This is a genomic window from Taibaiella soli (assembly GCF_003236175.1).
GTDB lineage: Bacteria > Bacteroidota > Bacteroidia > Chitinophagales > Chitinophagaceae > QKTW01.
Genome location: NZ_QKTW01000015.1, coordinates 232,190 through 249,479 on the forward strand (window position 1 = coordinate 232,190; position 17,290 = coordinate 249,479).

At 45.2% G+C, this 17,290-nt stretch carries 9 protein-coding genes and 1 pseudogene; 9 read left to right on the top strand and 1 reads right to left on the bottom strand.

What is annotated here, in order from left to right:
• Positions 1–52 precede the first annotated feature (52 nt).
• From DN068_RS10115 to DN068_RS10135, 5 genes are all read left to right on the top strand, one after another.
• Positions 53–691, top strand: a complete 639-nt coding sequence (locus DN068_RS10115; RefSeq protein ID WP_110998792.1) for a DUF5606 family protein — start codon at positions 53–55, stop codon at positions 689–691.
• Between the two features lie 138 nt (positions 692–829).
• On the top strand, positions 830–2,338 hold the full coding sequence (locus DN068_RS10120; RefSeq protein WP_110998793.1) for a glycoside hydrolase family 10 protein: 1,509 nt from the start codon (positions 830–832) through the stop codon (positions 2,336–2,338).
• 163 nt (positions 2,339–2,501) lie between these two features.
• Complete coding sequence (locus tag DN068_RS10125) at positions 2,502–2,921, top strand: hypothetical protein (RefSeq protein WP_110998794.1); 420 nt, start codon at positions 2,502–2,504, stop codon at positions 2,919–2,921.
• A gap of 25 nt (positions 2,922–2,946) precedes the next feature.
• Entirely contained in the window at positions 2,947–3,360 is a 414-nt protein-coding gene (locus DN068_RS10130; protein ID WP_110998795.1) for a hypothetical protein, read from the top strand.
• Positions 3,361–3,517: 157 nt separating this feature from the next.
• A complete protein-coding gene (locus DN068_RS10135) occupies positions 3,518–4,933 on the top strand; it encodes a tetratricopeptide repeat protein (protein WP_110998796.1) in 1,416 nt (471 codons plus the stop codon).
• A 47-nt stretch (positions 4,934–4,980) separates the two neighbouring features.
• Here the strand turns inward: DN068_RS10135 and DN068_RS10140 are convergent, their stop codons facing one another.
• Complete coding sequence (locus tag DN068_RS10140; protein ID WP_243630202.1) at positions 4,981–6,624, bottom strand: ABC transporter substrate-binding protein; 1,644 nt, start codon at positions 6,622–6,624, stop codon at positions 4,981–4,983.
• Between the two features lie 317 nt (positions 6,625–6,941).
• Here DN068_RS10140 and DN068_RS10145 point away from each other — a divergent pair, with 317 nt between their 5' ends.
• The 4 genes and pseudogenes from DN068_RS10145 to DN068_RS10160 all read left to right on the top strand — a co-directional run.
• On the top strand, positions 6,942–7,661 hold the full coding sequence (locus DN068_RS10145; protein ID WP_110998798.1) for a pyridoxine 5'-phosphate synthase: 720 nt from the start codon (positions 6,942–6,944) through the stop codon (positions 7,659–7,661).
• A gap of 256 nt (positions 7,662–7,917) precedes the next feature.
• Entirely contained in the window at positions 7,918–15,867 is a 7,950-nt protein-coding gene (locus DN068_RS22360) for a PKD domain-containing protein (RefSeq protein ID WP_243630203.1), read from the top strand.
• A 28-nt stretch (positions 15,868–15,895) separates the two neighbouring features.
• Positions 15,896–16,966, top strand: a complete 1,071-nt coding sequence (locus DN068_RS10155; protein WP_110998800.1) for a PorP/SprF family type IX secretion system membrane protein — start codon at positions 15,896–15,898, stop codon at positions 16,964–16,966.
• Between the two features lie 119 nt (positions 16,967–17,085).
• Positions 17,086–17,290, top strand: a pseudogene (locus tag DN068_RS10160) (hypothetical protein); the annotation flags it as partial.

Genomic DNA, 17,290 nt, shown 5'->3' on the forward strand with positions numbered 1-17,290 from the left:
AAGAGGCAAATAACAGTAAAAAAGTTATTTTTGCCACCCTTCAAAGTTTAGTATGGAATACAGAGAAATCGTTGCCGTGACCGGATTAGGCGGTCTTTTCCAATTGCTCGCCACAAAAAGTGACGGGGCTATCGTACGCAACCTTGCAGATAAATCCACGAAATTTATCTCTGCACGCCTGCATAATGTAACTCCGTTGGAGAGCATCGAAGTATATACTACCGGTGAAAATGTACGACTCCATGAGGTGTTTCAGAAGATGCAAGACAATGAAAACAGCGTAGCAATTTTAAATCCAAAGTCAGATAACAATAGCGTAAAAAACTATTTCAAAACCGTTTTCCCGGATTTTGACGAAGAACGCGTATACATCAGCGATATGAAAAAAATGCTGAAATGGTACGAATTGCTGAAAGAAAACAGTCTTTTGAACTTCGACTATCTGAATCATCAGGATGCTCCGCCAGCTGAGCTGATCGTAGAAAACGAAGCGGAAGTTGCAGTTGAAGAAGAAAAACCTGCTAAAAAAGCTAAAGCAAAAAAAGCAGAAGAACCTGCAAGCGAAGTAGACGGTGAAGAAAAACCTGCTAAAAAAGCTGCCCGCAAAAAGAAAGCGGAAGAAGTAACGGCTGACGGCGGCGAAGAAAAGCCAAAGAAAACTGCTGCTAAAAAGAAAAAAACTGAAGAATAGTTTTCTACTTTCTGATATTGCAAAAGCTGACCAATGGTCAGCTTTTGTTTTTTTGCCCCACAGAAAAATCAGCCATCAGCGATTACCTTTGTTGCGCTACTCCCATTTGTTTCATATTTTTTCAGGATATCAAGAATTATGCGACTCGGTACACGAATACTCCTGCTCTCGTTTGCTTTTTTTGCAGCCACAAAACTATATGCGCAATCTCCCAAAAGAGAATTTCGCGCAGCATGGATTGCTACGGTTGCCAATATTGACTGGCCTTCGAAACCCGGACTTCCAGCCATGCAACAACAACAGGAATTTATCCGCCGTCTCGACGCGCTGAAAGAAATTGGCTGTAATGTGGTCATTGTGCAGGTGCGTCCATCGTGCGATGCAATATACCCTTCTCCGGTAGAGCCCTGGAGTCGCTATTTGACCGGACGTCAGGGCCAGCCACCATTTCCATTTTATGATCCGCTGAAATTTATGATTGAAGAAACGCATAAGCGCCAGATGGAATTTCACGCCTGGTTCAATCCGTTTCGTGCTTTAGTAGACAGCAAGAAAAATCCCAATCCGCCTAATCACGTTACATTTATGCACCCCGACTGGGTTGTGAGCTACGGGGGCAAATCTTATCTGAACCCAGGCATTCCTGAAGTAAGAGAATATGTAACCAATATTATCACCGATGTAGTAAAGCGCTACGATATCGACGCCGTCCACCTCGATGACTATTTCTATCCATACCGTATCGCCGGACAGGAATTTGCAGATCAGGCTACATTCATGAAATATGGCCAGACGTTCAGCAATAAAAATGACTGGCGCCGCAACAATATTAACCTCTTCGTCTCGGTACTTAATACCAATATCAAACGAATTAAATACAATGTAAAACTTGGTATTAGTCCATTTGGAGTATGGCGCAATGCCACTTCAGATCCTGAAGGTTCTAAAACCCGCGCCGGGCAAACCACCTATGACGATCTCTATGCCGATGTGGTACAATGGCTGCAAAAAGGCTGGATTGACTATCTGCTGCCGCAGTTATACTGGGAACACGCCCATAAAGCCGCTCCTTTTGAAGTACTGTTACCATGGTGGCAACAGCATCATTATGGCCGTCATATTTATTACGGACTGGGCGTTTACCGCATGATCGGCGCGTCTGCAGGTGCATGGGCAGGACCGAAAGAACTACTCTGGCAGATTAATGATATCCGCAAAACCAGCGATGCACCTGGCTTCTCATTTTATAGCGCTTCCAGTTTCGATAAAATTCCTCATACCATTTTAGATAGTCTGCACGCCCGCTACACCGGAAATATTGCGTTTCCGCCAGCGATGAAATGGCTGGACAGTATTCCGCCGGCGGCGCCCGTGATCAAAGCTACACCATCCGCAGAAGGCACCTTGATCGAATGGCATATCAATAATCCAAAAGAAGAGCCATTACGATATGCAGTCTACCGCTTTGCGAACAACGAGCCGATAAATCTGGAACGTTCAGACAAAATCATTGCACTGATTTCAGACAAATCTTTCCTTGACGCTAAAGCAAATGACTTTGGCAAATGCACCTATGTTGTTACCGCACTTGACCGTACCTGGAATGAAAGTAAAGCAAGCAATGCACTGAGCTTGTCGCCGCAATAAATTCCAATTAGCTATCCAATAATCGATTACCTGCAGGGCTTAAATCAATATTAAACCTGCAGGTTTTTTATTTATCTAATATGTTATTTAACACCCCAGGACGGCGTAATCCTCAGGGTTTCAGGTAATTTTTCATTAACTTCAAAGACTCAATCTATAAGCGATGAAAGTATCTTTTTTAAAACAAGGCTTTTTATTGATAGTTCTGGCAACTGGCGCCATTGCCTGCCGGAAAAACGATGACAACAGTAATCCAGCAGGAAAAGGCGGCAACGCTACCGTGATAACAACACTGGCGCATCATCAGATTACCAAAAATATTATCAACGGTAAAGTCTATATCAAATACAATACGCAGGATGCGCCGGGAAACGGCATTTACGATGATTCTGCAATCTGCAACATTGTCAATACTGTTCCCACAGCCAGTTTTGATTCGCTGAAAGCGGGCAACTATTATTTGTACGGAACCGGCTATGATACTTCTATTGCGCGAGCAGTAAACGGCGGCATCAGTTATAGTATTCCTGATAACTCAACCACAACCTATACAATACAGGTTCCGGTAACCGAGGGTGATTAAATCTAAATCTTTAAACTGTTATAAAGTGAACCTAAATCCTACAAAAGTAAGTGCAGTCCTCTGTTTGCTTACAATTGCCGCGTGCCGCAAATCAGATGACAATAATACCTCCGCAGGAAAAGGAGGAAACACTGCTGTGATTGCAAAAATGGCGCATCACAACATAAGTAAGAACATAATAAATGGAACCGTTTATATAAAATACAATTCACTGGATGCTCCGGCAAATGACACATATGATGATTCCATAGCTTGTCAAATTATCAACGAGGTACCGATAGCTGCATTCCCGTCATTGAAAAAAGGGGATTATTACTTTTTTGCCCGTGGATACGATACTTCTTTTGCCGCATCTGTGGTAGGTGGCACTCCTTATACCATATCAGATAATTCAACCCAGGTAGACACACTTGCAGTTGCGGTGGATGAAAAGAGGTAAAATATAATAAAAAAGCACCATTATATCAACCTGCATAACTAATAGATATGCAGGTTTTTTATTGACTGTTGATAACCTGTGCATTTTGACAATATGCTAACATGAGGCACTGGCGCGGATACCTCCTTTTTGTTAACTTTGGTATAAATCGATTGCTATGTTTGATGATGATTATCTAGACGAGGAATGGAACTCTATGGATGAACTGCTGCAACGATACGAACAAGTAAAACGTGGAGAAGCAGCGAGCATGATGGAGGAAGAAGAGTTTGAGCGTGTGATTGAATATTACTTTCAAAACAATAATGAAGAGCAGGCATTACTGGCCTGCGATATCGCCCGCACTTATTATCCATTTTCCGGAACTGTATTATTACTAAAAGCAGAAATTCTTACTCAGGCTCAGAAATATGGCCAGGCACTCAAGGTTTTAGATGAAATGGAACAGTATGATCAGGCAAATCTTGATGCTGTACTGCTCCGTTCCGATATCCTGCTCGGCCAATTCAAATATGATCAGGCAGCACTGTGGCTGGAACAACAGGTTGTCAATTTTGAAGGAAAGGAGAAAATTGAGGTTTTACTGGAACTTTCAGACGTATATGATGAGAGCGAAGAGTTTGATGCTGTGTTTGATACCCTAAAGCGTATCATAAAAATTGACAAAAGAAATGAAGAGGCATTGCAGAAAATATGCTTCTGGTCGGAATTTACAAACCGGTTGGAAGAAAGCGTAACACTGCATACCCAACTTACCGACGATGATCCTTATAATACGCTGGCCTGGTTTAACCTGGGCGCTGCATATCAGGGATTGAAACTGTATGAAAAGGCGATTGACGCCTACGAATTCTGTGTAGCAATCGATGAAAAATTCGAATTTGCTTACCGGAATATGGCGGATGCTTATATGCGCCTGAAATGGTTTGAAAAAGCGCTTGAAGTACTGGAAAAGCACCTGGAAATAGCAAAACCAGAAGATGTGATTTTTGAGGCTATGGGCTATTGCTGGGAAAAACAGAAAAACTTCCCTCGTGCACGTTACTATTACCGTCAGGCATCTCAGCTGAGTCCGCAGGATGATACTATTTTCTTCAAAATCGGAGAAACATATTTTCGGGAAAAGCAGTGGGAAAAAGCGGTGAAAGCCTATTCCGTAGCATTACATCTTGATAAGGAAAACGCTTCTTATTGTCTGGCCATTGGCAATTGTCTGATGGAAATGAACGTGAACAATGAAGCACTGGTATGTTTCCTTAACGCCGTTCGCCTAAAGCCCGGTAATAAAACGACCTGGGTGGCGTTGATGCGCGGCCTGTATTTATCCGGCTTCTATGATGAGGCGCTGACGCAAATTGAAGTTGCCCGCGAACATTGCGGCGACAAACCAGATTTCCGCTACTACCAAGCGGCCTGTTTATTTGAACTGGGAAAAGCGAAGGAAGCTGCACTGCAATTGGAAAAAGCGCTAAAAGAAGCGCCTAGAAAACTGAAAATATTTACGGAGCTGAATCCTGAGTATCTCCGCCGGTCGGCAGTTACAGAACTTATTGCGAAGTACAAGAAAAAATAAAAAAGCAATACCGATCTACGGGCTGATGGAGTTTCCATCAGCCTGTTTTATTTTACCTGCACTCTTTTGATATCGATCAGATTCATAGCATTACTGCCAAAACCCTTTACTCTGTTTTGAACAAAATGTAAGATCTCATCATAAAAAAGCGGTACAACAGGCGCATAACTCATTGCCAAACTATCCATAGAACGGTAAATTTTCCAGCGAGACGAATCTGGTGCAAGCATACTTTCATCGTACATCTTGTCGAAAGCTATATTGTGAAAACGTGTATAATTAGGGGGCGCCGGAAAGCGGCTGTTGAAAAAAGCGAGATATGTTTCCGCGTCGGGATAATCAGCGATCCACATAGCGCGGAAAAAAACGGACTGCGAGCGGCTCATCTGTTGGCGAAGAATGTTTGGCTGCATTGTTTCTACCTGCAATTGAATACCGACATCCTGCACCTGCGAAGCAACAAAGTTGACAATGTCCACATAATTATCCGGCGTCAGTACTTTTACCGGAGGTAAACCCTTTCCGCCAGGAAAACCTGCCTTGGCCAATAATTCTAGTGATTTTTTCGGATTATAATGGTAACCATACGAACCAGAACTATCAAATCCTGGCATTCCGGCAGGAATAAAACCGGATTCCGCGGGAATCCCTAATCCGTTTCTGAAATAGGTAACAATTTTCTTACGATCAATTGCATAATTAATCGCCTGGCGAACGAGCCGGTTATTAGTCGCCTGTCCATGCATCACTGGATTAGATGTGTCCGTCAAAAAACCGAGATATTCCGTATTGAGGTATGTTCCTTTTTGAAGCTGAAATTTTGCCCTGTAATTTGCTTTCAGTTCACCTTTTTTTGACAAAATCAGATCCTTGAATGACCCATCGATACCATTTACAAAGTCCAACTTACCTTGTAGAAACATTAAAAACTCCGTGGCCTTATTATCGACGAAAGAAACCTGTACGGCATCAAGATAAGGCAACTGGCGCCCGGCGGTATCACGCTCCCAATAATTTGCATTTTTATGGAGTACCAAAACATTCCCTTCATCCCAGTATTTTATCTGAAAAGGACCTGTGCCACAAGGGTGCGAGCGGAAATCCTTTCCCCATTTTTCAGCAACTTCTTTTGGCACGATGCTACAGTAAGGCATGCTCAGCATTTCGGGCAAAGGGCGAAACGGCTGGGACAAATGAATTTCAAGGGTCGAATCGTTTACCGCAACAAAAGGATTTTTTTCCCGTACTCTGCCATTGAATATCCAACCACCGGGTGAAGCCACTTTCGGATCCATTAAACGATCAAAGCTGTAAACTACATCCATCGCAGTCATACGCCTTCCTTTCCCGTCTGTAAAAACTTCATTATTCTGAAAAAAAACATCGTTGCGTAAATGAAAAGTGTAGATAAACCCAGTCGCATCCATTTCCCAACGAGTGGCAATTGACGCCTGCAAATGCAAATGCTCATCCGTTTCCACCAACGTATTGTAGAGCATTTTGGTGGTCCACATTGGGTAAAGTTCCTTTGAAAATGCGGGATCCAGCGATTCCAGGTTACCGCTGGAAAGGTTTAGGTAAAAAACATTATTCGTATTTGTTTTTTCCTTTTTTCCGCAGGAGAAAAGAACTACCGAAAGCAATAAGCTCGTACAAAGACGGATTGAATATATTTTCCAGGTTGCGTTCACACTTATAAAAATCCGATTAGATCTGAAATTTAATGCGCCTAAAAGTAAGAAATCGGAGCTCATATTAAAACAGATATCGCCTAGCTATAGACTGAGGAAAATTTAACAAATCCGCAGAAAATCTTACACAATTTAATTTGTCTCGGATTGGGCGGAAATATCAATGCAAACAAAATGAATATTGATTTAAATGCCTATGTAAAAATTGACACTTTTTTGCCGGCATTTTACGGTTTACTGGCACGGTGTTTAACGTATGAATAATAGAGAACTTCTCCAAGTTTTGTTATCTTTGCATCAAAATCACTGTCAAACATATGACAACAAAACTTTCAGTGAACATCAATAAAATTGCCACTATCAGAAACAGCAGAGGTGGTAATAACCCGAATGTGCTGAAAGCTGCCATAGATTGCCAGAATTTTGGTGCCGATGGAATCACCGTTCACCCGCGCCCCGACGAACGTCATATCCGCTATAGTGATGTTCGCGAAATAAAACCGATTATTACTACTGAATTCAATATTGAAGGAAACCCTAAAGAAGACAGTTTTGTACAATTAGTGCTAGAGGTGAAGCCTACTCAGGTAACACTTGTTCCTGATTCCCGAGACCAGCTTACTTCCAATCATGGCTGGGATACTATTAAAGAGCAGAAATTTCTAACTGATATCATCGCCCTTTTTAAAAACGAAGGCATCCGCGTTTCCATCTTTACAGATCCGCAAGAAAGCATTGTGGCGGCCGCTGCCGATACCGGCACAGACCGTGTGGAGTTGTATACAGAGGCGTATGCTGCTCATTTCCATAAAGACCCAATGGCCGCAATTGCAGATTATGCGGCTGCAGCCGATATCGCTTTTGCTAAAAACCTTGGCTTAAATGCCGGACACGACCTGGATTTACAAAATCTGGGATATTTCACAAAATCTGTTAAAAATCTGCTGGAAGTATCAATCGGACACGCACTGATTTCTGACGCGCTCTACTACGGTCTTGAAAACACGATACAGATGTACAAAAGGGTTTTATTCTAAATAAGCACTTGCCTATGTGACAGTTATACACTGTTTACGCAAATAAAATTTTATAAATAGCATTCTTTCAAAAGTGTTATTTGAAAAATTTATTTAAAACTTATTCACATTTTTTCTCTGAATGTGAAAACGAGTTGTTAAATTCGTGGCGCTTATTGTAGGAATATTGTATCAAGTTTCCGGGGGGAAAAGAGTTCTGACTACAGGAATAAGCATTTGACCTTTCTATTTTTTTATTTATTGCAAAATGCGATTTATGCGTCGTTTACTTTACACGTTATTGTGTATAGGTATGGCTATAGGTCTGCCAGTGCGTTCTTTTGCACTTCAGGCAGCCTTTCAGGCCGTGCCTACCTTTAGTTGCTCGCCAGTACTGGTAAATTTTATTGACCAGAGTACAGGCACACCAATAAGCTGGAAATGGGATTTCGGGGATGGCACCGTCAATACCGACACTACGATCGCCAATGCGTCCCACACTTATTTTGGTGTCGGCACTTATACCGTGACACTCGTCGTTTGGGATGGCTCCACCTCTAGCTCGGTACAGCACATCGTTATTGTGAATCCCAAGCCCACGGTGAATTTCACAGCTAGCGACAGTAGTGTCTCCTGTGCACCAAAGACAGTCACGTTCAACAATACAACAACATTAGGCACCCCAGGTGCCGGCACATATAGCTGGGATTTCGGGGACGGGGGTACATCTACTGCCGCCAATCCGACATACACCTACACCGTACCCGGAACTTATAATGTTACCCTTGTCGCTGTAAACAGTGGAGGGTGTACCCAATCATTTACAAAAAGCAGTTACATAACCGTATTGGCTAAGCCACATGCGGATTTTACTTCTGCAAATAATACCGCGTGTAATGCGCCCGCCAGCGTTTCTTTTACGAACGCATCAACAGGGAGCGCTTCCTATCAATGGAATTTTGGCGATGGCGGAACGTCAACAGCTGCGTCTCCGACACATACGTATACTGCATCAGGCACCTATACGGTGACCTTGATTGCATCAAATGGCAGCTGTACGGATACTATAACGAAGACAGGCTTTGTAAATGTAAGCAGCGGCCTTAATCCCGCATTTACTTACAGCTCACCTGCATGCGTAGGTCATCCTGTCACGTTTACAATAACGAATGCCTTTCCCTATGTCTTCTGGGATTTTGGTGACGGTACTACAGCAATAAATCTTGCAGCACCAACTCATGTTTACAGTGCACCAGGTAACTACACTGTCAAGCTTTATGGTGGCAACGGGACTTGCGTTGATTCTACCAGCACAGTGATAACTGTAAATGCCTCACCGACGGCCGGCTTTACAGCCACAAACACAATAAGCTGTTCAACCCCTTTAACTACCGCTTTTACTAACACCTCATCCGGAGGGAGCTATACATGGGATTTTGGTGACGGTACTACTTCAACACAAACATCTCCTTCACATACTTACACATCATTTGGTACTTATTCTGTCCGACTTATCGCAACCGGCAATGGCGGATGCTCAGACACATTTATTTCACCTAATCTGGTGCAAATTGTAGCACCAACGATATCTATCAGCGCTTCTCCAAATGCAGGTTGCCTTCCACTGACCACCACATTTTCTGCAAACATAACATCACTAATTCCGGTAAGTACAATAACCTGGAACTTCGGTGACGGCAACACAGGCACCGGTGCAAACCCGACTCACACATATAGTGCGCTCGGTTCGTATACAGTAACTGCTACTATCACCACAACATCCGGTTGTACTGCCACGAGTAGCCCAATTACGATTAACGTAAACACTAAACCTACCGCAAATTTCACTGCGGCACCGACAACAGTTTGCCCGAACACGCCAGTTACATTCACAAATACGTCCACTGGCACTGTTACAACCTATACATGGCTCTTTGGAAACGGAACTACGTCATCACAAACTAATCCGGTGATCTCCTACGACGATCCCGGTACTTATACAGTAACACTCATCGCAAATAATGGTGGCTGTACCGATACAATGGTTCAATCCAATTTAATTTTGGTCCATCCTCCGAAGGCAGACTTTAATTACACCGTAAATTGTTCCAACCGGCTACAAGTGACCTTTACAGATGCATCGATAGGTGCGCAGGTATATTCCTGGGATTTTGGCGATGGTAATACGGCAACGGGTGTCACCAATCCGGTGCATACTTACGCTTCTAATAATAATGGAGTACCCTACATTGTTAAACTAACAGTAACCAATACAACCTTTGGATGTACGGATACTATCGTCAAAAAAGTAAGACTTTTCCCTTTGGTTGCTCAATTCAGCAGCAACGATACCTCCATTTGTAAAAGTGGAACTGCAAATTTTACTGCAACATCAGACTCTAATTACGTCAGCTATACGTGGGATTTTGGAGACGGCAGTCCTGCTACTACCACAACTACCAGTACTACCAGCCATGTATATTCAACGATTGGCTCTTACACGGTAATCCTTACTGTCAAAGATATTTATAACTGCTCCACTACAACTACTCTGACGAATTACGTCAAAATAAAAGGACCGGTTGTTAGTTTTACTAATACGCCGGCTGTTGCATGCGCACCTGCATTAATTACATTTACGAACACCACAACCTTTCCTCAGGGAACATCTACCAGCAGCTACGCTTGGAATTTCGGCGACGGTACCACAAGTACCCTGACTTCGCCAACGCACACCTATCCGACTGCCGGAACTTACACGGTAACACTCATAGCTTCGGATGCCAGTGGCTGTACCGACACTGCGACGCATATCGGCGCTGTAATCGTCAATAAGCCAACAGCAAGCTTTACAGCGAGTCCTACCAATGCTTGCTTAAATGTTCCGATAACATTTACAAACACATCAGTTGGCACTGGCACACTTACGTACAACTGGGATTTCGGCGACGGTACCGGCTCTACCGCTACCAGCCCTTCGCATACGTACGCGGCAAATGGCACTTATACCATAAGATTAATTGCTACGGAAGGTGGCACATGTTCGGACACCATGACGCAAACCGCGTACATCAACGTATCCAGCGTTGTCGCAGGTTTCAACATGAGTGACACTGCCGCAAATTGTCCTCCATTAACTGTTAACTTCACTAACGTATCGACAGGGGCAACAAACTATTTCTGGAACTTCGGAAATGGCAACGTTTCTACCAGTCCCAACCCTACTAGTGTGTTCACGACTCCTGGCGTTTATCAGGTAAAACTGAAGGTAACCAATGCCTCGGGATGTGTGGATTCAATGATAAAGACCGTGACTGTTCATGGTCCTACAGGTAGCTTCTCAATAGCTCCGCTTTCCGGTTGCGCCCCGCTGACCATTACACTTACGGCCACAACATCGAATACCCAATATATTATCTGGGATTTCGACAATGGCACTACACTTACTACCAGCAACAGCGTTTCTACTTATACTTACACATTACCGGGCAATTATGTTCCGAAATTGATAGCAAGCAATGGTGCCAACTGTGACCTACCAATCTACGGTGTGGATACAGTCAAGGTAGGCGGTATGACTGCCGCGATCAGTCATCAACCACCGTCCCTTTGCGGATCCGGCACCATAGCGTTTACTGATACCGTGTTCTCCACTACAGCCACGATAACAACGCGGAGCTGGACCTTCGACGACGGCGGGACAAGCACTGCTCATAACCCGTCTCATACTTATGCGACAGCAGGTACTTATATCGTAAAATTAGTACTGACAAGTGCTGTGGGCTGTAAGGATACGGTTACGGATACCGTGCATATTCTTCCAAAACCTACCGTTAGCGGAGGCGGCAACGTTTCATTCTGCGCGGGAGGGTCTACGACATTAACCGCAACGGGCGCTTCAACGTATGTCTGGTCTCCGGCAACGGGCTTGTCTTGCACAACATGCGCTTCGCCTGTTGCAAATCCGACAGGTACCACAACATATACCGTTGTAGGAACTGCTACAAACGGCTGTACCGATACCAATCAGGTCATCGTAACGGTCAACCCGCTACCGACGATCAGCGCCGGCAGTGACGTTTCCATTTGTAACGGCGCATCGGCAACCTTAACGGCAACTGGCGGTACAACTTATTCGTGGACCCCGGCCACAGGCTTGTCTTGTACAAACTGTGCTTCGCCATCGGCCAACCCGGCAACAACAACTACCTATACGGTTACGGGAACTAACACCGCCGGTTGTTCCAACACCGCTACAGTAACTGTGAACGTAACCGCAACTCCGATTATCAGCGGTGGTCCGAATCAAACTATTTGTACAGGATCTTCCACTACATTGAATGCTTCGGGTGGCGTTACTTATTCCTGGACGCCGGCTACCGGTTTATCTTGTACCAACTGTGCATCGCCAACAGCAAATCCAGCTACAACTACGACTTATACCGTAACAGGAACTGCCGCAGGCGGATGTACCGGAACTGCGCAAGTAACGGTGACTGTTACCAATTTACCACCGGTAAGTGCGGGCCCTAATACGGCAATTTGTAATGGCAGCAGCACAACTTTAAATGCAACAGGTGCTACTACTTATTCATGGACCCCTGCTACTGGCTTATCTTGTACAAACTGTGCTTCACCAACAGCAAATCCAACTACGACGACGACTTATACTGTAACTGGTGTCGCAACCGGTGGATGTAGCAATACCAGCACGGTAACCATAACAGTGAATCCACTGCCAACCATCAGCGCCGGCAGTAACCAGACGATCTGTTCTGGCAACTCTACCACATTGACCGCGACAGGCGGTACTTCTTATACATGGACACCTGCTACCGGCTTATCTTGTACAAACTGTGCTTCGCCGACAGCCAATCCAACCGCTACAACCACTTATACAGTTACCGGAACAGATGCCAATACTTGTAGCAACACGGCTCAGGTGACAGTAAATGTAACTGCACCGCCAACTATCAGCGGTGGGCCGAATCAAACTATTTGTACAGGTTCTTCCACTACATTGAATGCTTCGGGCGGCGTTACTTATTCCTGGACACCAGCTACCGGATTGTCTTGTACCAACTGTGCCTCACCAACAGCAAATCCGGCTACAACTACGACTTATACCGTAACAGGAACCGCCGCAGGCGGATGTACCGGAACTGCGCAAGTAACAGTGACCGTTACCAATTTACCACCGGTAAGTGCGGGCCCTAATGCAGCAATTTGTAATGGCAGCAGCACAACATTAAATGCAACAGGTGCTACTACTTATTCATGGACCCCTGCTACTGGCTTGTCTTGTACAAACTGTGCTTCACCAACAGCAAATCCAACTACGACGACGACTTATACTGTAACTGGTGTCGCAACCGGTGGATGTAGCAATACCAGCACGGTAACCATAACGGTGAATCCACTGCCAACTATCAGCGCGGGCAGCAACCAGACGATCTGTTCTGGCAACTCTACCACATTGACGGCGACAGGCGGTACTTCTTATACATGGACACCTGCGACTGGCTTATCTTGTACAAACTGTGCTTCACCGACAGCCAATCCAACTACTACAACTACATACACCGTTACCGGAACCGATGCTAATACTTGTAGCAACACCGCTCAGGTAACTGTGAATGTAAATACACCGCCAACTATCAGCGCGGGTACAAACCAGACGATCTGTACAGGGGCTTCCACTACGCTTACTGCAACGGGTGGTGTTTCCTACTCTTGGTCTCCTGCAACAGGCTTGTCTTGTACCAACTGCGCTTCGCCAACGGCCAATCCAACTACTACGACTACCTATACGGTAACCGGAACGGGCGCAAATGGCTGTACCGCTACTTCTACAGTAACGGTAACGGTAACTAACCTGCCAACAGTAAGTGGCGGTCCAAACGCTGCGATCTGTAATGGTGCGGCGACAACTCTTAATGCAACAGGAGCCACTACTTATTCATGGTCGCCTGCTACAGGATTATCTTGTACCAGCTGTGCATCGCCGGTAGCGAACCCTACGTCAACAACTACTTACACCGTAACGGGTACCGCCACTGGTGGATGTAGTAATACCGCGCAGGTAACAGTAACGGTAAATCCACTGCCAACTATCAGCGCTGGCAGCAATCAAACAATTTGCGCAGGTGGATCTGTAACACTAACCGCAACAGGTGGCACTACTTACTCATGGACGCCGACAACCGGTTTGTCTTGTACTACATGTGCTTCACCTGTAGCAAGCCCAACGGCAACTACTACCTACACTGTGACAGGAACCTCGAACGGCTGTAGTAATACGAGCACTGTAACAGTAACGGTAAATACGGCACCAACGATCTCAGCTGGCACCGGTCAATCAATCTGTAAAGGAAACAGCACAACACTGACGGCAACGGGCGGGGTTTCTTATTCATGGTCCCCTGCTACCGGTTTGTCTTGCACCAACTGTGCTTCGCCAATCGCCAGCCCAACAACAACAACGACCTACACTGTAACAGGTACTGGGGCAAATGGCTGCACTGCTACATCACAAGTAACAGTAACAATCTATACGCAACCAATTATCAGCGGCGGTTCTAACCAGAATCTTTGTACCGGTTCATCGGTAACATTAAATGCAACTGGTGGTTCTACCTATGTCTGGTCTCCTGCAACAGGTTTGTCCTGCACCGCATGTCCAAGTCCGGTTGCAACTCCGACAAACACGACAACCTACACTGTGGTGGGTACCGATACACATGGCTGCGTTGATTCCGGACACGTAACTGTGACTGTAAATCCGCTGCCAGTGGTTGATGCAGGTGCTAACCAAACCATCTGCGCAGGTACAACTACACAATTACAAGCCTCGGGCGCCAGCACATACAGCTGGTCTCCTGCTACGGGATTATCTTGTACCAACTGTGCAAATCCAGTTGCCAGCCCAACTACAACAACAACCTACACAGTAACGGGAACAAGCACCGCAGGTTGTCACGCAACCAGCACGGTAACCGTAACTGTAAATCCTGCTCCGGGTGTAACCGCCGGCGCTCCGCAAACAATCTGTAAAGGCAATTCAGCGCAGCTTAATGCTATCGGGGCTGTGACTTATTCCTGGTCTCCTGCAACTGGCTTGTCTTGCACTACCTGCCCAGATCCAATTGCTACGCCGACAACACCTACTGTTTACACTGTTACCGGTACCGATGCCAATGGCTGTTCGGCTACTGCTACTGTTGCAGTGAATTTCTTCACGCCGCCAACAATCAGCGCCGGTGCAGACCAAACGCTTTGTGTGGGATCATCTGCTCAACTGCAGGCAACTGGTGGCGTAAGCTATCTCTGGACTCCATCTAATACACTTTCTTGTGATAATTGTCCAAATCCATTGGCAACTCCTACAACAAACACTACCTATCAGGTAGTCGGTACTGATGCAAATGGATGTAAGGACAGCGCAAAACTTAATATATCAGTGATACAACACGTGCCGACTTCCGTTGGCCCTGGCGATACTTTATGTAAAGGAGAATCGGCAAATCTTTCTGCAAGTGGTGGTACCAGCTATCTGTGGAGCCCATCTGCAGGACTTAATAGTACTACAAGCGCTACACCTACGGCAACGCCGGATGTCACTACAACCTACATGGTTTTGATCCAGGAAAATCAGTGTTTCACGGATACAGATTATGTAACGGTAATTGTCAATCCGCAACCAACCGTTGATCTGGGACCAGACCAGGCTGTAGGCGCAGGTGCAGGCGTGACGCTGAATCCTAAGATTACCGATGCTACGATCTACCAATGGACGCCAACTGCATATTTAAGCTGTAGCGATTGTCCAAATCCGGTAGCGTCACCGATAAAAACAACGACTTATACACTCGTAGTGTCTAATGAATTTGGCTGTAGCGATTCCGATGCTATTACATTGAGTGTAGAATGCGACAATAACCAGCTCTTCATTCCAAATACGTTTACACCAAATGGTGATGGTCAGAATGATATCTTCTACCCACATGGCAAAGGCGTAAGTACCATTAAACGAATGCGTATTTACGATCGCTGGGGTGAACTTGTCTTCGATGCGCAAAACATGCCGGTTAACGACCCTTCGTATGGTTGGGACGGCAGTTACAAAGGACAGCGCCTGACTCCGGATACTTATATCTATATAGTGGATGCGACTTGTGTGACAGGGCAACCATTACAAATTAAAGGCGATGTTTCCCTGATACGATAAGCACATTTTCATCTCAAAAAACAGTTTTATGAAAAGATATATAATCGCATTATCAGCCATCGCCGCAGGATGGTTCATAAATCCGGAAAGGAGTGCAGCGCAGGACATTCACTTTTCGCAGTTCTACGAAAATTCAATGCTGCGCAATCCGGCATTGACCGGAATTTTCAGCGGCGATTACAAAGCCGGCGTCAATTTTCGCAATCAGTGGAGCAATGTCGCTACACCGTTCGTGACGGTTCTGGGCTCTTATGAAACGCGGGTAGCACTCAGCAAAGATGTTCCTGACTACCTGAGTTTTGGCCTTACAGCAACTTATGACCGTGCCGGCAGCATTGATTTTACTACGATGCAGGTATATCCGGCCATCAATTATAACAAAGCAATCGAAGACAAACACCAGTCTTACCTGTCTGTCGGCTTTGCGGGTGGTTATGTACAGCGTTCGGTAGATATGTCCAAAATGACTTTCGACAATCAATGGCTCGGCGGATCTTACAGTTCCACCAATCCATCCGGTGAAACAAACACGTACAATAAGGTTAGTTATTTCGATCTTTCTGCTGGTGTCAGCTTCAATAGCTCGGTTGGTCCAAACAATCGAATCAATTATTACATCGGCGCCGCAGCCTATCACGTAGCTCGTCCAAAAGATGCATTTGCGGACAATGAATCGCTCGTTCGCCTTTCGACCAAGTGGACAGGAAATCTTGGTATCCAGGCTTATTTGCCGAACAACTTCGGGCTTACATTCCACTTTAACTATACGAACCAAAATCCTTACCAGGAAACAATTGGCGGCGGTATGGTCAGCTGGAGCACATACGACGGACAGGCAGGTAAAGTATTTACACTTTATGCCGGCTGTTTCTATCGTGTAGGCGACGCGCTGATTCCAACAATGAAGATCGACTACACCGATTACTCACTTACGATGTCCTACGACGTCAACAATTCCAGCCTGAAACCTGCAAGCAACGGGGCAGGCGGTTTTGAATTCTCTCTGTTCGTACGTGGCCATTACAAACATTCGCAGAATGCCGGCGACCAAACACGTTGTCCAAGGTTTGAAAATATGATGCCTGCGTTTATGCAATAAATCGCTGATTCCTGATTTTGCCTGTATTATTATACGAAGCCTGCTCAATGAGCAGGCTTTTATTTTTTTCAGAACTGCCTCGTCCTAAAAAAGGTTGACACAAAAACAGTGTAGCCATAATGAACAAAGGACAATTCAGAGTACCTAAGCGGACTCAGAAAGATTACAGTTTAGCCTTCAAACTGCAGTTAGTTGATGAGATAGAAAAAGGGGCTCTTAGTCAAAGCGAAGCCCAACTGAAGTATGGCATCCAGGGCAATAGCACAATTTTGATATGGTTGAGAAAGCATGGTATCTTAGACTGGAACAGCAAGCAGACGATGG